The organism is Nocardiopsis sp. CNZ308 (assembly GCF_004217075.1).
Map to the genome: position 1 here is coordinate 208008 of NZ_SHKJ01000001.1, position 17340 is coordinate 225347.

At 72.9% G+C, this 17340-nt stretch carries 16 protein-coding genes; 7 read left to right on the top strand and 9 right to left on the bottom strand.

Annotation, left to right across the window (positions count from 1 at the left end):
• Positions 1–110 precede the first annotated feature (110 nt).
• Together EV372_RS00885 and EV372_RS00890 are read right to left on the bottom strand one after the other, a co-directional pair.
• Positions 111–1154 carry a hypothetical protein gene (locus tag EV372_RS00885; RefSeq protein WP_130394352.1) on the bottom strand — a complete coding sequence of 348 codons (1044 nt, stop codon included), beginning with the start codon at positions 1152–1154 and terminating at the stop codon, positions 111–113.
• Between the two features lie 306 nt (positions 1155–1460).
• A complete protein-coding gene (locus EV372_RS00890) occupies positions 1461–2723 on the bottom strand; it encodes a helix-turn-helix domain-containing protein (RefSeq protein WP_130394353.1) in 1263 nt (420 codons plus the stop codon).
• Between the two features lie 242 nt (positions 2724–2965).
• Between EV372_RS00890 and EV372_RS00895 the strand changes: the two genes are divergently transcribed.
• The 5 genes from EV372_RS00895 (at position 2966) to EV372_RS00915 (ending at position 8041) form a co-directional block, all read left to right on the top strand.
• Positions 2966–3943, top strand: a complete 978-nt coding sequence (locus EV372_RS00895) for an ACP S-malonyltransferase (protein ID WP_130394354.1) — start codon at positions 2966–2968, stop codon at positions 3941–3943.
• 2 nt (positions 3944–3945) lie between these two features.
• Complete coding sequence (locus EV372_RS00900; protein WP_130394355.1) at positions 3946–4902, top strand: beta-ketoacyl-ACP synthase III; 957 nt, start codon at positions 3946–3948, stop codon at positions 4900–4902.
• A 107-nt stretch (positions 4903–5009) separates the two neighbouring features.
• A complete protein-coding gene (locus tag EV372_RS00905; RefSeq protein ID WP_013153968.1) occupies positions 5010–5252 on the top strand; it encodes an acyl carrier protein in 243 nt (80 codons plus the stop codon).
• A gap of 128 nt (positions 5253–5380) precedes the next feature.
• Positions 5381–6619 (top strand): beta-ketoacyl-ACP synthase II, encoded by a 1239-nt coding sequence (fabF, locus tag EV372_RS00910; RefSeq protein ID WP_013153969.1) that lies wholly within the window; start codon positions 5381–5383, stop codon positions 6617–6619.
• Positions 6620–6859: 240 nt separating this feature from the next.
• On the top strand, positions 6860–8041 hold the full coding sequence (locus EV372_RS00915) for an EAL domain-containing protein (protein ID WP_275101070.1): 1182 nt from the start codon (positions 6860–6862) through the stop codon (positions 8039–8041).
• A gap of 64 nt (positions 8042–8105) precedes the next feature.
• Here EV372_RS00915 and EV372_RS00920 read toward each other — a convergent pair whose 3' ends face one another.
• Entirely contained in the window at positions 8106–8996 is an 891-nt protein-coding gene (locus tag EV372_RS00920; protein WP_041552783.1) for an SGNH/GDSL hydrolase family protein, read from the bottom strand.
• A 747-nt stretch (positions 8997–9743) separates the two neighbouring features.
• Between EV372_RS00920 and EV372_RS00925 the strand changes: the two genes are divergently transcribed.
• A complete protein-coding gene (locus EV372_RS00925) occupies positions 9744–12068 on the top strand; it encodes a hypothetical protein (RefSeq protein ID WP_130394357.1) in 2325 nt (774 codons plus the stop codon).
• A 260-nt stretch (positions 12069–12328) separates the two neighbouring features.
• Positions 12329–12703, top strand: a complete 375-nt coding sequence (locus EV372_RS00930) for a hypothetical protein (protein WP_130394358.1) — start codon at positions 12329–12331, stop codon at positions 12701–12703.
• A 208-nt stretch (positions 12704–12911) separates the two neighbouring features.
• Here EV372_RS00930 and EV372_RS00935 read toward each other — a convergent pair whose 3' ends face one another.
• Genes EV372_RS00935 through sufD form a run of 6 tightly spaced genes read right to left on the bottom strand, consistent with a single transcriptional unit; the run spans position 12912 to position 17339 of the window.
• Complete coding sequence (locus EV372_RS00935) at positions 12912–13280, bottom strand: metal-sulfur cluster assembly factor (protein ID WP_013153974.1); 369 nt, start codon at positions 13278–13280, stop codon at positions 12912–12914.
• Positions 13280–13756 (bottom strand): Fe-S cluster assembly sulfur transfer protein SufU, encoded by a 477-nt coding sequence (gene sufU / locus EV372_RS00940; protein WP_013153975.1) that lies wholly within the window; start codon positions 13754–13756, stop codon positions 13280–13282. Before sufU ends, EV372_RS00935 begins: the two co-directional genes overlap by 1 nt.
• Before the next feature lie 19 nt (positions 13757–13775).
• Positions 13776–15077, bottom strand: coding sequence for a cysteine desulfurase (locus tag EV372_RS00945; RefSeq protein WP_130394359.1), 1302 nt, complete (start codon positions 15075–15077; stop codon positions 13776–13778).
• 3 nt (positions 15078–15080) lie between these two features.
• Complete coding sequence (sufC, locus tag EV372_RS00950; protein ID WP_130394360.1) at positions 15081–15842, bottom strand: Fe-S cluster assembly ATPase SufC; 762 nt, start codon at positions 15840–15842, stop codon at positions 15081–15083.
• Positions 15843–15850: 8 nt separating this feature from the next.
• Positions 15851–16186, bottom strand: a complete 336-nt coding sequence (locus EV372_RS00955) for a non-heme iron oxygenase ferredoxin subunit (protein ID WP_013153978.1) — start codon at positions 16184–16186, stop codon at positions 15851–15853.
• Positions 16179–17339 (bottom strand): Fe-S cluster assembly protein SufD, encoded by a 1161-nt coding sequence (gene sufD, locus EV372_RS00960; RefSeq protein WP_130394362.1) that lies wholly within the window; start codon positions 17337–17339, stop codon positions 16179–16181. Before sufD ends, EV372_RS00955 begins: the two co-directional genes overlap by 8 nt.
• Position 17340 lies beyond the last annotated feature (1 nt).

The window sequence follows — 17340 nt, forward strand, 5'->3', positions numbered from 1 at the left end:
CCCGCGCCGACGCGCGGCCCCCGCCGGCGGAGCGGGCGCGAAACGCCGCCGGGGGCGCCGCGGGCCGGGACCGGCCGACGGCGCCCCCGGGCGGGGCGGGGCCTGTCAGGTCAGGGCTTGTTGGGCGTCGGGCGCCGGCTGGACTGGGCGCCGCGCCGCGGCCTGCGCACCGAGAGCCCGAGGGCGCCGCTGCCCTGCTCCAGGATGTGGCGGGCCCGGTTCACCGTGCCGCGGGGCGTGCGGGCGGGGGCGGCCTCCGCCCTGGCGCCGTCCTCCCCGTCGTCCCCGGCCTCGGCGTCCCCGTCCAGGTGGGGCATCGCCCGGGTCGGCCGGACCTCCCTGCCGGACTCCCCGGCCCCCGACGCGGCGCCCAGGTGCGGCAGGACCTCGGTCGGCTTCTCCCCGTCGGCGTCGGTAGACGCCTTCGGGCGCCCGGACTCCAGGTGCGGGAGCACGTCGGTGGCCTCCTGGTCCACCGGCCGGATGGGCCGGGTGCGCTCCGTGGCGGCCGGGTCGGCGGCGGTGTCGCCCGCCTGCTCGCTCTCCTCGCGCACGGCCTCCTTCCAGGCCTTCTCCTCCTCCGACTTGCGCCGGTCCTGCCGGGCGTTCTCGGCCCGCCAGGCGCGCCAGTTGCGCGCCGCGGGGGTGAGGACCGGCCAGGTCACCCGCGCCGGGCGCGACAGCGCGTGCCACAGGTAGGCGGTGGTGCCCCACGCCTCCATGGCCCGGCGCGCCCTGGTGATGGTGAAGAAGGTGGGCAGGGCCAGCAGCAGCTGCGGCCAGGCCAGCGCCAGCGCGGCGAACAGCGGGTACAGGCCCCCGCCGATCACCGACGCGGCCGCGCCGATCACCACCGGGACCAGGGCCAGCGTGATGCGCAGCCCGGTGAACTGGCGGAAGCGGTGCAGCGAGCGGCGCGCGGAGACCTGCGGCACCAGCCCCTCGGGGAGGGGCGTGGGCTGCACGACCAGCGCGAGCAGCATCGTTCCGACGCCCACGCTGGCGGCCAGCAGTATCGTCCACCCCGCGGCAGCCAGTTGGCCGCCGACCAGCAGGTAGACCACGCCCAGCACGGGCAGCGGCGCGGGGAGCCAGAACAGCGCCCGTCTGCGCAGCTCGCCCTCCTGAGTGGGCGCGAGAACGTAATCGATCATCGGACGGAAGAGCCGGGACCCTATCCTCGGTCGCTCGACCACAGCGTTGACCCCCCAAGAACGTCGTGACGGGGCGGTGCGGGGACCTTCGCCCGAGGATGACGCAGCCTCAACGGTCCCGTCGGCAACCCGCCCACCACAAAGCTATCCCTTTTCATGTGGTCCCCGGGCGTACACAACCAGTTACCGACATACCCGGCTCTGGTGAAACTTCCATAAGGGGACTGACATGGCAGGCAACGATCAGGTTACGCGGCGGGTTCCCCTCCCCGGGGCCGTGACCGGAACCGGCCTCCCCTCGGGGGATCAGGCGCCGTCGGTCCGCGCGAGCCGCCCGAGGGCGACCGCCACCCGCAGGACGAAGGAGCCGCGCCCGTCGGAGGGCGTGCGCCCGGTGAGCTCGGCGATCCGGCTGAGCCGGTAGCGGACGGTGTTGGGGTGCACGAACAGCATCCGCGCGGTGGCCTCCAGCGACGAGGCGTGCTCCAGGTACACCGACAGGGTGTCCAGCAGCGGCGACCCCGCGCCCAGCAGGGGCACGTACACCTCCTCGACCAGCTGCCTGCGCGCCTCGGCCTCGCCCTGGAGCGCGCGCTCGGGCAGCAGGTCGTCGGCGAGCACCGGGCGCGGCGCGTCCGGCCAGGCCACCGCGGCCCGCAGCCCGTTGACCGCGGCGCGCAGCGAGGCCCCCGCGGACCGCAGGTCGGGGACGGCGGGCCCCACCACCACCGGGCCCGAGCCGAAGAGCCCGGCCAGCGGTTCGGCGGCTGCCGCGGGCAGGTCCTGCGCCGGGTAGCGGTCCCCCACGCCGATCACCACGACCACGCGGCGTCCCTGCATCCCGGCCAGCACGTCGTGGCCGAGGCGGCGCGCGGCCGAGCGCAGGTCGTCCAGGACCTTGCCGCCGTCGTCGTCTCCGACCTCCCCTGCCACCGCGACGACCGGGGTGTGCGACCAGCTCAGCGCCGAACCCCACGTCTGGAGGCCGTCCTCCTGGTCGCCGTGCAGCAGGGCGTCCACGATCAGGGCCTCCAGGCGCGCGTCCCACGCGCCCCGAGCCTCGGCGGCGCGCGCGTAGACCTTCGCGGAGCTGAAGGCCACCTCGCGCGTGTAGCGCAGCACGGCCTCGCGCAGCTGCTGGGCTCCGCCGGGGGCGGCCAGCTCCTCCACCTGTCCCTCGACCACGTCGATGACCACGCGGATCATGTCGACGGTCTGCTGGAGGGAGACCGAGCGCGTGAGCTCGCGCGGCGCGGTGCCGAAGACCTCGACGGTGATGGCCGGGCGGCCGCGCACCGGGTTGCGGAACCAGTCGACGAAGGCGGCCACCCCGGACTGGGCGACCAGACCGATCCACGAGCGGTCCTCGGCCGACATCCGCCGGAACCAGCCCAGGCGCTGTTCCATGCGGGCCACGGCGGCCGTGCCGAGCGCGCCCATGGAGCGCTCCAGCCGGCGCACGGTCTCGGCGCGCACGCGTTCCTGCTCCGTGGGCACGGAGGCGGGTGCGCCCTCCGGGTCCGCCGTGGTGCCCTCGTCGTCCGGGGTCTGGTGGGGTTCGGTGTTCACCTCTCCAGGTTCGCATCCCGCGGCACCCGGCCGGCGGGCCGCCCCGTGTCCCCGGCGGGCGCGAACCGCTGGCGTGACCGGGCGCGCGCGCAGCGTACCGTCGGAGGGTGACCTCTCCCACCGGTTCCGGGTCCGAGGGAGCACGTTCGGCACCGTTTTGTGGAGTCCCAACAAACGGTGTCGAGTAAGTTCGTGCTCCTCCCCCTCTGACCGGTGATCTCCTACAGGGCAAGGTTGATGTCGTGCTTGTAATCGTTGCTCCCGGCCAAGGCGCCCAGGTTCCCGGATTCCTCTCCCCGTGGCTCGAACTGCCCGGCGTCTCCGCGCAGGTCGAGGCGTGGTCCGAGGTCGCCGGGCTGGACCTGGTGCGCTACGGCACCACCGCGGACGCGGACGAGATCCGTGACACAGCGGTCGCCCAGCCCCTGCTGGTCGGGGCCGGCCTCATCGCGGCCTCCGCCGTGCTCGGCCCCCTGGCCGCCCCCTCCCCCGCGCTGCCCGCCGAGGGCTCCCTGCTGGACGCCGTCGCGGGCCACAGCGTCGGCGAGTTCACGGCCGCCGCCATCGCCGGTGTCCTGTCCCCCAAGGACGCGATGGCCCTGGTGGCCGAACGCGGCCGGGGCATGGCCGACGCCGCGGCGCGGACCGAGACCGGTATGACCGCCGTACTCGGCGGCGACCGCGAGCAGGTGCTGGCGGCGATCGCCGCCGCCGGCCTGACCGCGGCCAACGACAACGGTTCCGGCCAGATCGTGGCCGCCGGCACCACCGCCCAGCTCGCGGCCTTCGCCGAGAACCCGCCCGAGCGGGCGCGACTGCGCTCCCTGTCGGTCGCGGGCGCCTTCCACACCGAGCACATGGCCCCGGCCGTGGAGCGGGTGCGGGCGGCCGCGGCCCCCCTGTCCCCCTCCGACCCCACGGTGCGCCTGCTCTCCAACGCCGACGGCGCCGTGGTCGAGAGCGGACCCGAGTACCTGGAGCGCCTCATCACCCAGGTCTCCTCCCCGGTCCGCTGGGACGCGTGCACGCAGACCCTGGCCGACCTGGGCGTGACCGCGATGATCGAGCTCACCCCGGCGGGCACGCTCACCGGCCTGGCCAAGCGCGCCCTGCGCGGGATCGAGCTCCTCGCGGTCAAGACCCCCGACGACCTCGACCGCGCCGGCGCCCTCGTCAAGGAGCACGCCGGGAACCCCGCGGCCACCGACCAGGAAGGCTAACCATGTTCAGCTCCCCGAGAGCTCCCGGAGGCGCGTCGATCACCGCCTTCGGCGAGTACCAGCCCTCCCGGGTCGTGACCAACGCCGACCTCGAGGAGCGCGTCGACACCAGCGACGAGTGGATCCAGAGCCGCGTGGGCATCCGGGAGCGGCGCATCGCGGGCTCCGAGGACACCGTGACCAGCATGGCGGTGGCGGCGGGCGGCAAGGCCCTGGCCGCCGGCGGCCTGTCCCCCGAGGACATCGACCTGGTGATCGTGGCCACCTGCACCGTGCAGGACCAGATCCCCAACACGGCCGCCACGGTCGCCGCCAAGCTGGGCATCACCGCCCCGGGCGCCTTCGACCTCAACGCCGCCTGCGCGGGCTTCTGCTACGCCCTGGGCGTGGCCGCGGACATGGTCCGCGGCGGCAGCTCCCGCAACGTGCTGGTGATCGGCTCGGAGAAGCTCAGCGACTGGGTGGACTGGGACGACCGCGGCACCTGTGTGATCTTCGCCGACGGCGCCGGGGCCGCGATCGTCTCCGCCTCCGAGGAGCAGGGCATCGGTCCCGTCGTGTGGGGCTCCTCCGGTGAGCGGGCCGCCAAGATCCACCTGCGCGAGGGCAAGTACCTCTGGCAGGAGGGCCAGGCGGTCTTCCGCTGGACCACCACCGAGCTGTACAAGGTCGCCCTGGAGGCCCTGGAGAGGGCGGGTGTGGAGCCCTCGGAGCTGACCGCCTTCGTCCCGCACCAGGCCAACCTGCGCATCGTGGAGGCCATCGCCAAGAAGCTGGGCGCGCCCCAGGCACTCGTGGCCCGCGATATCGTCACCGCTGGCAACACCTCCTCCGCGTCCATCCCTCTCGCTCTGTCGCGGATGATCGGACGCGGGGAGCTGCCGTCGGGGAGCACCGTACTCACCCTGGGTTTCGGGGCGGGGCTGGTCTACGCCGCCCAGGTGATCCGCATCCCCTGAGCACCCGCCCGAACCCGCGGTCACACCACGCCAGTCGGGTCCGCGAGCCCGCGGCTCACGTGGTGTCCCTGAGCCGACACGAATCACCGAGCAAGGAGAAAGACGACATGGCCCAGCAGACCGAGCAGGAGATCCTCAAGGGCCTCGGCGAGATCATCGAGGAGATCGTCGGGACCGAGGCCTCCGAGGTCACCCCGGACAAGAGCTTCGTCGACGACCTGGACATCGACTCGCTGTCCATGGTGGAGATCGCCGTCGCCGCCCAGGACAAGTTCGGCGTGGAGATCCCGGACGACCAGCTCAAGGACCTCAAGACGGTCCAGGACGTCATCAACTTCATCCAGAAGTAGGCCGTTCGGGGCGGCGGGACCCACCCCGTCCCGCCGCCCGACCCGCCGCCACGACCGGCTTCCCCTCACATCCGCCAACGCCCCCGGCCCCGCAGCCGGGAACGACCCACGAGAAGGGCGATCGGATCATGTCCAAGACCGATGTCGTCGTCACCGGCCTCGGCGCCACCACCCCCCTCGGGGGTGACGTCGCGACCACATGGTCCGCGCTCCTCGACGGCCGCTCCGGTATCAGCATGCTGCCGGAGGAGTGGCACGAGAAGCTCCCGGTGCACTTCGCCGGACAGATCGCGCAGGAACCCTCCGAGAAGCTCCCCAGGCCGCGCCTGCGCCGCCTGGACCGCACCCAGCAGTTCGCGCTGATCGCCGCGCAGGAGGCGTGGCAGGACGCCGGCTCCCCCGAGGTGGACCCGATCCGCCTGGGCGTGGTGGTCTCCAGCGGGATCGGTGGCATCCTCACCATCCTGGAGCAGTACGACACCTTCCGTGAGAAGGGCTGGAAGCGGGTCTCCCCCTTCACCGTGCCCATGCTCATGCCCAACAGCCCCGCCGCCGCGATCAGCCTGGAGTACACCGCCCGGGCCGGTTCGCACGTGCCGGTGAGCGCCTGCGCCTCCAGCGCCGAGGCCATCGCCAACGGTGTGGACATGATCCGCTCCGGGCGCGCCGACGTGGTGATCGCGGGTGGCACCGAGGCCGCGATCCACCCGCTCAACATCGCCTCGTTCGCGTCCATGCGCGCGCTGTCCACGCGCAACGACGACCCGCAGCACGCCTCCCGCCCCTGGGACAAGGACCGCGACGGCTTCGTCATGGGCGAGGGCGCGGGCATCCTCATCCTGGAGTCGGCCGAGCACGCCGCCCGCCGGGGCGCCCGCGTGTACGCGCACGCCTCGGGCGTGGGCTACACCAACGACGCCTACGACATCGTCCAGCCCGAGCCGGAGGGCACCGGCCAGGCCCGTGCCATCACCCAGGCCCTGGCCGACGCCGACCTCACCCCCGAGGACATCGTGCACGTCAACGCGCACGCCACCTCCACCCCGGCCGGGGACGTGGGCGAGACGCGCGCGATCCGCACCGCTCTGGGCGACTCCGTCGCCGACCGCGTCGCGGTGACCTCCACCAAGTCCATGACCGGCCACCTGCTGGGCGGCGCGGGCGCCGTGGAGTCGATCGCGACCATCCTGGCGCTGCACGACGGGCGCATCCCGCCGACCATCAACATCGAGGAGCTCGACCCGGGCGTGGCCGTGGACATCGTCCGCGACAAGCCCCGGGACATGCCCGCGGGCGACGTGGCGGCCATCAACGAGTCCTTCGGGTTCGGCGGCCACAACATCGCGGTGGTCTTCCGCCGCGCCTGACCCCCGCCGGACGCGGCACCTCCGCGCAGGCGCGCACGGCACCGCCCGCCGGGACGACCCCGGCGGGCGGTGCCGTGTGTGCGCCGGGCGGGCCCGAACGCCTCCGGGAAAGCATCCCTCACCGTCGGTACGCGATTGCCTCCGGACGTGAACGCCGTCGAACCGCCCTCCCTACACCCCGGTGAAGGTGAGGGGAACAGCCGAGGACAAGTCTTCAGGTGGGACCGATTCGGGGTCACCATGAGAACTGTGACTGCGCTGCATCCCCAACACACTCCCACGGCGCATCCGGACGGGCCGGGTGCGGTCGCCCGCCGCTCCCCGGGCGCTCCCGGCTACCAGCCCGTCGTCGACCTGGACTCGGGGACCGTCGTGGCCGTCGAGGTCACCGCCTCACCGCCGCCCGCCGTGCGGGGCTCCTACGCGGAGGTGACCCCGCAGGAGGAGGCGGCCGTGGCCGAGTGGCTCCTGGCCCTGGTCCGCGAGACCGCCGTGTCCGAGAGCCTGCTGCCGATGGTCCTGCCGCTGCCCGCGCGGATCCTGGCCGGGGAGGGGTTCGCCCCCCTGGTGGAGAGCCTGTTGCGCCGTGCGGGCCGCCGACCGCGCGACATCACCTTCATGCTCAGCCCGGACATGGCCGAGCTGGCGCGCAGGACCGTGGTGTCCGGGGTCTCCCGGCTGCGCGCGGCGGGTTTCCGGTGCGGGTTCGGGACGGCGATGGTGCGCCCGGACCTGGTGGTGGAGGCCGCGCCGTTCCTGATGCGGATCGACCCGGCGATCGTCTCCGGTGTGGCCGGGGACCAGCGGCACGCCACCGTGGTGGAGGGCTTGGCGCGGATCGGCCGGGGCAGCGGCGTGTACGCGCTGGCCTCGGGCGTGGGCAGCGTCGAGGACGTGGTGCGGCTGCGCCGCTGCGGGATACGCGTGGGCACGGGGCCGTTCTTCGCCGACAGCGCGTGGCGGCCCGGCGAGCGGGTGACCCCGGTGCCCGAGCCGAGCGCCGGGCAGGGCGGGGAGGAGGACTCCGGCCCCCGGGTCACCGAGTTCATGGTGCCGCCCGTGGGGCTGGACTCCGACGCCACCGCGGAGCAGGTGCTGGAGTCCTTCACCGGGGACCCGGCGCTGAACAGCGTCATCCTCATCGACCACCGGGACCGCCCGGTCGGGGTGGTGGACCGGACGCGGTTCCTGCTGTCGGTGACGGGCCGCTACGGGCACGCCCTGCACGCCAAGCGTCCGGCGCTGCGGCTGGCCGAGTCCCCGCGCACGGTTCCGGCGTGGATGTCGGCGCTGGCGGCGCTGCGGGTGGCGGGCCAGGACACCGAGCGGGTCTACGACGACCTGATCGCCACCAACTCCTACGGCCAGTGCCTGGGCGTGGTGCACATCAGCGACCTCATCCAGTCCCTGTCGCGCAGCTGAGCGCCGGAACGGACGGCGCCCGCACCGGGTCCGGTACGGGCGCCGCCGCGCGTGGGCGGACGGCTCAGTCCACGGGGTCGGGGCCCTTGGTGCCCGAGGGGCTGCTCGTGGGCGCGCTCTCGGCGGGGTCGAAGCCGTTGTAGGTGCCCTCCCAGGCCTTGCCCTCCTCGATGCTCCTGGCGATCCGGGACCGGGTGTCCTCGTCGTGCAGGTAGTCCAGCTCGGGGCGCTTGGGCAGGCGGCCGTCCCCGGAGGAGCGGCCCATGGCGCGGCGGCGCAGCCACGGCACCAGGTACTGGCGGGCCCAGCGGCGGTTCTCGCGGCGGCGCAGGATGCGGGGCAGCTGCCGGGGCGGGGTGGTCCACGGGTCGGTCCAGGACTCGGGCGGGCCCATGGGGAAGCCGAGCAGGTCGGCCACGCGCGCGGCGACGATCTGGTGGCCCGCGCCGTTGAGGTGCAGGCGGTCCTCGCTCCAGGCGCGGGAGTCGGTCAGAGCGTTGAGCGCCCACAGGTCGACGATCTCGGTGCCGGTGCGCTCGGCGACGGCGCGCATGTGCATGCTGAACACGGCGATGCGGCCGCGGTAGTAGCGCAGGACCGGGATCCACCCGGTGTCGTGGCCGGACAGGATCACCACGCGGATGCCGGCGTCGCGCAGCTGGCGGATGCCCCACTCGAAGTGCTCGGCGAGCCGGTCGAGGTCCCCTCCCGGACGCAGGACGTCGTTGCCCCCGGCCAGGACGGTGACCAGGTCGGGCTTCCAGGCCAGCGTCTGGTCGAGCTGCTCGCCGAAGATGTGGCGCATCCGGCGTCCGCGCACGCCCAGGTTGGCGTAGCGGAAGTCGGGGGTCACCGTGGCCAGGTGCTCCGCCAGTCGGTCGGCGAAGCCCCGGTACTCTCCGTCGGGGCCGCTGTCGTCTTCCATCCCCTCGGTGATGCTGTCGCCGATCGCCACGTAGGACCGGATGGGATCCGGTCTGTGGAGGCGAGCGGCCGCTGGGGGATTCGTCTCAAGGTCTGTCACGTCAACCAATCATCCGGCTCGACCGTCCCACGCCTGCGCGCGCCGAGGGTGCGCGGGTACGGCGATCGTGGTGTCGGGCCGCGGTCCGGCCACCACCCGTGTCCGAACACCGTCGACCCCTGTCGGCCACCGGGCGCGGCCGTCCGGCCGGAAAGGTCGCCCGGGCGAAGGAAAGTGCCCTTCCAGCATACCCGCGGCCGACGACGGAGTGCCTGGGACGGAGTGTGTCGGCACACCCCGCCAGCCTCCATACTTCCCGGGCCGGTCGTGCGCGCCCGTTGCGCGCGGGGGACGCCCATGTGAAGGCGCCGTGAATACCAACGACCGGCTGGTCCGGGAAGAACCCGCGACCGGCTATGAGGTAGCTCACATGTTCGCGCAGGCCCGGGGGCCGGAACGCCCTCGTCACGGTCATCACACAAGGCAGTCACGGTCCGGTCGCGGCGGACCTGGCACGCCCGGGGGTACCCATGTGGCGTCAGGGGACGTACGATCTCGGGGAAGTGCTCACGGCACCCCTGTCCCCCGGCTGGCCGTGCCCGCCCGTGGCGCACGGACCGGTCTCCCGTCCGGCCTCCCCGCGGGTGAGGGGCGCGTACTGTGGTGCATCGAACCGAAGGCCCGTGCGGTTCCTCCCCAATTCACGTGCAGACACCAGGAGGTCGAGGTCCCCAGCGGATGAACGCCGTCTCTCCGATCTGCCTCGTCGACCTCGCACCCGCACTGCGGTGGTCGAGGTCGCCGGACGTGGCTCCCCTGCTCCACCACGACCGTCTGATCGACGGCTGGTGGCACTCGCTGCCCGTCGCACGCGTCCTGGACATCGCGGGACCGCCCTGGCTCGCGCACGGCATCGCCCGCCTGGCGCTGGAGCAGTGGTCGCACCTGCCGCTGGCCGAGTTCCTGCCGAGCCTGCGCACCCAGCTGGTGGACTGCTCCGACCTCTCCGAGCCCGTGCGCGGCGCGGTCGTGGCCACCGCCGGGGACTGGGAACGCCTCATCTCCACGAGTCCGCAGGAGATCGGCACGTGGGAACTCGCCGACTGCGACCCCATGGACATCCTGAGCACGGTGGCCTGGCGCGCGCTACAGCCCTGCTGCGAGCTTCCCGGGGGCCCCATCCCCTCCCCCGCCCTGATGATGGAGGCCGTGCGCACCATCGCCCACTGGCTGCCCGACTCCGCGCCCGAGCACGTGCACAGCGCGCTGGAGTACCTCACCGCGGCCACGGGCTCCGGGATGGGGACCGAGAGCCCCGGGCACGCGGCCCCGCCGCAGACCCCGGCCACGCGCGCGATCCGCACCCTGCGGGCCCTGCGCGCCCAGCGCGGCGAGGAGGCCGAGCCCTCCGGCGTCGCGGTCCGGGAGCAGGCGGCCACGGCCATGGTCAGCTCGGCCGCGATGATCCCCGGCTCCGCCCTGCGCACCGAGGCCGTGGGCGGTGACGGCGCCCGCAGCGAAGGCGCGGGCGACCTGCGCTCGCAGTTCCGCAGCTCCCTGCTGGGCCCCGGGCGCACCCTGCGCCGCCCCAGCTTCGGCCCGCCCAAGGCCATGCGGCCCGACCACACCGAGGAGCGCCCCCCTGCCCCGGCGCTGGGCCAGCACCCCCTGGTGGACCTGGTCGAGGAGATGTTCCGCTCCTGGCCCGAACTGGAGCGCACGGTAGCCGCCGAGCGCCTGTTCGCCACCGACCCCATCAGCATCCGCGTGCTCTCGGAGCAGATCGCGGTGGACGTCACCGAGATCCGCTCCGCCCAGCGCAAGGTGGAGGAGCGCCTGCTGCGCTGGCTCAACGCGCCCGAGGGCGCCGCGATCACCAAGCACCTGCGCGAGCTGTCCGAGCAGCTGGGCGCGGCGACCACCATCGACCGCCTGATCAACGCCCACCCCGACCACCCGGTGGACGTGCCCACCCTCAACACGCCGCTGTGGCGGGTGATCATCACCCTGTTCACCGACCGGCGCATGCACAACGGCTGGCTGATCGCCGACGACCCCAACCGGCTGCGCTGGCAGACCCGCGAGCTGCTGGACGACGCCCCCAGCATGACCGAGGCCGGGATCAGGCTCAGCCGGATCGGCATCCGCCAGCAGGAGCTGCGCGCCTGGCTGTTGAGCACCCCGGGGGTGAGCCTGCGGGACGGGCACGTGTTCACCGACCCGTCGGTGCCCATGGAGATGCCCGCCAACCACCCGGGCCACACCGCCCCGGAGGACTCGGGGGCCACCACCGAGAACGGGCTGCCCATACGGCGGCGCATGGACGCGCAGCCGTCCGCGGCCCCGGCCGAGCCCGCCCCCTCCCACCAGCCCGGACCCGGCCCCGAGCAGGTTCCCGCGGTCTTCGGCGCCGCCGCCCTGGACCCGCACCGCGTCGTGCCGCTGGGCCCGGCTCCCGGACAGGCCCACGGCCTGCCGTCCACGGCCCCGGTCGCGCCGCCCGCACCGCCCTCGCGGCCCGGTGCGAGCGACCCGGCCATGGCGGCCCGCTGCTTCCGCGCCCCCGACGGGCGCTGGTGGCACCGCATCGACATCACCGCCGACCACCTCAACGGCGCGCCCGTGGCCGTGCCCACGGGGTACGCCACCCACCTGGGCCTCCAGCCCGGGCGTCTGCTGTGCCTGACCGCCCCGGGCGCGGACCTGCTGGTGCTGGTCTGGCGCGACCAGCCGGCGTTCGACTCCCTGCGCCCCCTGCTGCGCCGCCAGGCCGCCCAGCCCGGCGACCGCGTGTTCATCACCGTGGCCGGGGACCGGCTGGACGCGCGCAAGCTGCCCGCCACCGACCTGAGCGGCCACTCCCCCACGGCCCGGGCGCTGCACCTGAGCGGCTACACCGCGCCCGCCTCCACCGAGGACGCCCTGAAGATCCTCTCCCGCCGGATCACCGACAGCGACGACGAGGCGTTCGCCGACCCCCAGTCGCTGGTGGACCTGCTGTCCCTGCGCGGTGACAACGACATCGCCGCGGAGCTGCGCGCGGGCATGTTCGCCGCGCACTAGGCACGACTCGCCACGAGCGCCCGCAGCCCTCCCGGCGGCGGGCGCTCGTGGTGTGCCAGGACCGCCGAGTGGTGGGGCCAACGCAGACGAACGGGGCGTTACGACCCGCTGAAGACACACGAAGTCCGCATGAACACACACAAAGGCAGAAACAAAAACACACAAACCCTAGAAGTGGCCGTGCGCGTGTGGTTGACTACTCACCGCCCCCTTCCGGGCGCGGTCCCACCCCCTGATGCACGACCACACTGAGGAGTTCCATGTCCGCCGCGTTCTCACGAGGCAAGTCGCTCGCCCTCACCCTGGCCCTGGGCCTCCTGCTCTCCCTCGGCCTCGCGGTGGGCACCGCCACCCCCGCCGCGGCCGCGGGCACCTTCCGCCTGTGCAACGTGTCCTCCGACTACACGGCCTACGCCGACTTCGGCAGCTTCACCACCTTCGTGGTCAACCCCGGCCAGTGCACCAGCACCGGTCTCAACGCCTCCCGCACCTCCTACTCCGTGACGATCCGGGGCACCTGGGCCAACTCCCCGTCCAAGACCACCACCCAGTACCGGATCCCCGCCGGCCGCAGCGTCGACTTCCACGCCGGCGGAAGCTTCGCCGCTCCCCAGTTCAACCCCCTCGTCTACTGACGGCCCCGGGCGCCCGCGCCCGAAGGCCCTGAGGATCCCACGGCCCCCGCGCACGACCGCGCGGGGGCCGCTCCCGTCCCCGCGACGCGGACCGCCACGGGCCGCCGCGGCGCCGGACGGGCGCCCGGAGCCGCGCGGCGGCGGCCCCGCACACGCGAACGGGCCGGTCCCCGAGGGGTACCGGCCCGTTTCGCGCGTGCGGCGCGTGTCAGACGTTGAAGCCCAGCATGCGCAGCTGGTCGCGCCCGTCGTCGGTGATCTTGTCCGGACCCCACGGCGGCATCCAGACCCAGTTGATCTTGACGTCGCGCTCGAACTCGTCCAGGGCGCTGGTGGCCTGGTCCTCGATCACGTCGGTCAGGGGGCACGCCGCGCTGGTCAGGGTCATGTCCAGCGTGATGGTGCTGTCGTCGGCGTTCACCCCGTACAGCAGGCCCAGGTCGACGACGTTCACGCCCAGCTCGGGGTCGATCACGTCCTTGAGCGCCTCGCTGATCTCCTCGACCAGCGCCTCCGCCTCCGGGGAGAGGGGGGCGCCCTCGACGGCCTCGGTCGTTGTCGTCTCGTTCTCGCTCATCAGACGGCTTCCTTCTCCAGGGACTGCGACACGGCGTCCTTCCAGGCCATCCACCCCAACAGGGCGCACTTGATCCGCGCGGGGTACTTGGACACGCCGACGAACGCCACGGCGTCCTCCAGCACGTCCTCGTCGGGCTCGCCCTTGCCCTTGGACTGCATCAGCTCGGTGAAGGCGTCCAGGGTGGTCATGCCCTCGGCGACGGTGCGGCCGATGAGCAGGTCGGTCAGCACCGAGGTGCTGGCCTGGCTGATCGAGCAGCCCATCCCCTCGTAGGAGACGTCGCTGACGACGGCCTCGCGGTCGAGGCCGCCGGAGCCCTCGGCGGGGGTCAGCGCCACCCGGAGCGTCACCTCGTCCCCGCAGGTGGGGTTGATGTGGTGCGCCTCCGCGTTGTGCGGATCGCGCAGGCCCTTGTGGTGCGGGTTGCGGTAGTGGTCCAGGATGATCTCCTGGTACATCGCGTCCAACTGCATGGTCAGGCTGTTCCTCGCTCTAGGGCCGGGTTCCGAAGAACTTCTGCGCGGCCCTGATGGCCTCCACGAGCGCGTCCACATCCTCCTGCGTGTTGTACAGGTAGAAGGACGCGCGCGTAGTCGCGACGACGCCCAGCCTGCGGTGCAGCGGCCAGGCGCAGTGGTGGCCCACCCGGACCTCCACGCCCCGGTCGTCCAGGACCTGGCCCACGTCGTGCGGGTGGATGTCGTCCACGGCGAAGGACACGGCGCCGCCGCGGTCCACCGCCTCGGTGGGGCCGACGATCCGCACGCCCTCCAGGGCCCCGATCCGCTCCAGCGCGTACTCGGTGAGCGCGTGCTCGTGCCCGGCGACCCGGTCCATGCCCACGCGGGACAGGTAGTCGCAGGCCGCGGCCAGGCCGACGGCCTGCGGGGCCATCGGCACACCGGCCTCGAAGCGCTGGGGCGGGTCGGCCCAGGTGGAGTACTCCATGTGGACCACGCCGATCATGGAGCCGCCGGTGATGAACGGCGGGATGGCCTCCAGCAGCTCCCGGCGCCCCCACAGCACCCCGATCCCGTTGGGACCGAGCATCTTGTGGCCGGAGAAGACCAGGAAGTCCACGCCCAGCGCGGCCACGTCGACCGGCATGTGCGGGACCGACTGGCAGGCGTCCAGCACGGTCAGCGCGCCGACCTCGCGGGCCCGGGCGACGATCTCCCTGACCGGGTTGACGGTGCCCAGCACGTTGGACTGGTGGCTGAACGCCACCACCTTGGTGCGCTCGTTGACCAGGTCGGCGATCCCCGACAGGTCCAGGCGCCCCTCGTCGGTCACCGGGAACCAGCGCAGGGTCGCCCCGGTGCGCTGGCACAGCTGCTGCCAGGGCACCAGGTTGGCGTGGTGCTCCATCTCGGTCACCACGACCTCGTCGCCGGGCCCCACCTGGAAGCGGCGCAGCTCCTCGTCGGCGGTCGCGGAGTTGCTCAGCGCGTAGGCCACCAGGTTGACGCCCTCGGTGGCGTTCTTGGTGAACACCACCTCCCCGGCGTCGGCCCCGATGAACCGGGCGATGGTCTCCCGGGCCGCCTCGTAGGCGTCGGTCGCCTCCTCCGCGAGCTGGTGCGCGCCACGGTGCACCGCCGCGTTGTGGCGTTCGTAGAACTCACGTTCGGCGTCGAGCACCTGACGGGGCTTCTGCGAGGTGGCCCCGGAGTCGAGGTACACCAGCGGCCGCCCGTCGCGGACGGTCCGGGAGAGGATCGGGAAGTCCTCCCGGATCGCCGCGACGTCGAGCGGGGCCGCCCCGGCCCGACCGAACTCGCGGACTGTGGTCATGGGTTACGCGCCCGCCTTCACGAAACGCTCGTATCCCTCGGCCTCCAGCACGTCGGCCAGCTCCGGGCCGCCGGACTCGGCGACGCGGCCGCTCGCGAACACGTGCACGAAGTCGGGCTTCACGTAGTTGAGGATCCGGGTGTAGTGCGTGATGAGCATGACGCCCATCTCACCGCTGGCCTTGGCGCGGTTGACGCCCTCGGAGACGACCTTGAGCGCGTCGACGTCCAGGCCGGAGTCGGTCTCGTCCAGGATGGCGACCTTGGGCTTGAGCAGCTCCAGCTGGAGGATCTCGTGGCGCTTCTTCTCACCGCCGGAGAAACCCTCGTTGACGCCGCGGGCGGCGAAGGCCGGGTCGATGGACAGGTCCTTCATCGCTCCCTGGAGCTCCTTGGAGAACTGGCGGAGCTTGGGGGCCTCGCCGCGCACCGCGGTGACGGAGCTGCGCAGGAAGTTGGACATGGACACGCCCGGGACCTCGACCGGGTACTGCATGGCCAGGAACACGCCGGCGCGGGCGCGCTCGTCGACGCTCATCTCCAGGATGTTCTCGCCGTCGACGAGGACCTCGCCCTCGGTGATCTCGTAGCGCGGGTGGCCCGCGATCGCGTAGGCGAGGGTGGACTTGCCCGAGCCGTTGGGGCCCATGATGGCGTGGGTCTCACCGGAGTTGACGGTCAGGTCAACGCCCTTGAGGATCTCCTGCCGCTCGTCCTCGCCGATGAGGACGTCGGCGCGCAGGCCGCGGATTTCGAACTTGGTCATTTCAGGCCTCAGGAATTCTTCTCATCCAGCGAGACGAGCACGTCTTCGCCGTCGATCTTCACGTCGTAGGTGGGGACCGCCTGGGTCGCGGGCGGGTTGATCGGCGCCCCCGAGCGCAGGTCGAAGCAGGAGCCGTGCAGCCAGCACTCGATGGTGCCGTCCTCGACCTCGCCCTCGGACAGGCGGACCTCGGCGTGCGAGCACACGTCCCGCACGGCGTACACCTCGCCCTCGCTGCGGACCAGGGCGATGGGTGTCTCGTCGTCGGTCTCGACCCCGAGGGCCCCCTCCTCGGGGATCTCGGAGAGCTCGGCGACCTTCACCCAGCGTCCGGCCTCACTCATGGGCGGCCAGCTTGCGCTCGACCTTGGCCATGATCTCCTCACGCAGCTCCTCGACCGGGATCCGGTTGATGAGCTCCAGGAAGTAGCCGCGGATGACCAGGCGCCGGGCCTCGTCCTCCGGGATGCCCCGGGAGCGCAGGTAGAACAGGTGGATGTCGTCGAGGCGGCCGCTGGCGGCGGCGTGCCCGGCGCCCTCCACCTCACCGGTGAAGATCTCCAGGTTGGGCACCGAGTCCACGCGGGTGTCGTCGGTGAGCTGGAGGTTGCGGTTGTGCTCGTAGGAGTCGGTGCCGGTGGTGCCCTCACCGATGATCACGTCGCCGATCCACACACCGTGGGCGTCCTTGCCGCTCAGCGCGCCCTTGTACTCCACCCGCGAGCGGGTGTTGGACATGTTGTGGTCGATGAGCGAGCGGTGCTCGTGGTGCTGGCCGTCGCCGGTGAAGTAGAGCCCGTGGAGCTCGGCGTTGGCGCCGCGCCCCTTGTAGGCCACCTTCGGGGAGAGCCGGACCAGGTCGCCGCCCAGGGTGACCACGATCGACTTGAACGTGGCGTCCTTGGCCACCTGGGCGTTGTGCTGCGAGACGTCGACGGCGTCGCCGTCCCAGTCCTGGACGCTGATCAGCGTCAGGCGCGCGCCCTCGCCGACGTGGATGTCCACGCTGCCCGCGCGCACGCCCGTGCCGGTCTGGTTGAGGACCACGACCGCCTCGGCCAGCGGCTTGACGTCCAGGACGAACTGGTCGTAGCGCGTGCCGCCCTGGGCCTGGCGGTTGACGGTGATCGGCCGCTCCAGGGCCGCGCCCTGCGCGACCGTGATGACCGTGGCCTCCTCGAAGGAGGTGTAGGCCTGGGCGGTGACGCGGTCGGCGGGGAACCCGGCGGTGCCGAGCCGCGCGTCGCCGCGGCCGACCGTCTCGACGGTGGCGCCCTCAGGGGCGTCCACGTCGAGCTTGTCGGTGCCGTCGGCGACGGCGCTGCCGTCGTGCAGGCCCTTGAGGCGGCGGATCGGAGTGAAGCGCCACTCCTCCTCGCGGCCGCCAGGGACGGGGAAGTCGTTCACGTCGAAGGACCCGTGGGTGGCCAACTTGGAGAACGGGATCTCCCCCAGGCCGTGGCTGTGGGCCTTGGGTTCGGTGCTCGGGCTGGTCAAC

Bases quoted from the DNA above. Each gene is read 5' to 3' on its own strand.
- EV372_RS00885 (WP_130394352.1), bottom strand. From the start codon at position 1,154: ATGATCGATTACGTTCTCGCGCCCACTCAGGAGGGCGAGCTGCGCAGA.
- EV372_RS00900 (WP_130394355.1), top strand. From the start codon at position 3,946: ATGTTCAGCTCCCCGAGAGCTCCCGGAGGCGCGTCGATCACCGCCTTC.
- EV372_RS00905 (WP_013153968.1), top strand. From the start codon at position 5,010: ATGGCCCAGCAGACCGAGCAGGAGATCCTCAAGGGCCTCGGCGAGATC.
- fabF (WP_013153969.1), top strand. From the start codon at position 5,381: ATGTCCAAGACCGATGTCGTCGTCACCGGCCTCGGCGCCACCACCCCC.
- EV372_RS00915 (WP_275101070.1), top strand. From the start codon at position 6,860: ATGAGAACTGTGACTGCGCTGCATCCCCAACACACTCCCACGGCGCAT.
- EV372_RS00925 (WP_130394357.1), top strand. From the start codon at position 9,744: ATGAACGCCGTCTCTCCGATCTGCCTCGTCGACCTCGCACCCGCACTG.
- EV372_RS00930 (WP_130394358.1), top strand. From the start codon at position 12,329: ATGTCCGCCGCGTTCTCACGAGGCAAGTCGCTCGCCCTCACCCTGGCC.
- EV372_RS00935 (WP_013153974.1), bottom strand. From the start codon at position 13,280: ATGAGCGAGAACGAGACGACAACGACCGAGGCCGTCGAGGGCGCCCCC.
- sufU (WP_013153975.1), bottom strand. From the start codon at position 13,756: ATGCAGTTGGACGCGATGTACCAGGAGATCATCCTGGACCACTACCGC.
- EV372_RS00945 (WP_130394359.1), bottom strand. From the start codon at position 15,077: ATGACCACAGTCCGCGAGTTCGGTCGGGCCGGGGCGGCCCCGCTCGAC.
- sufC (WP_130394360.1), bottom strand. From the start codon at position 15,842: ATGACCAAGTTCGAAATCCGCGGCCTGCGCGCCGACGTCCTCATCGGC.
- EV372_RS00955 (WP_013153978.1), bottom strand. From the start codon at position 16,186: ATGAGTGAGGCCGGACGCTGGGTGAAGGTCGCCGAGCTCTCCGAGATC.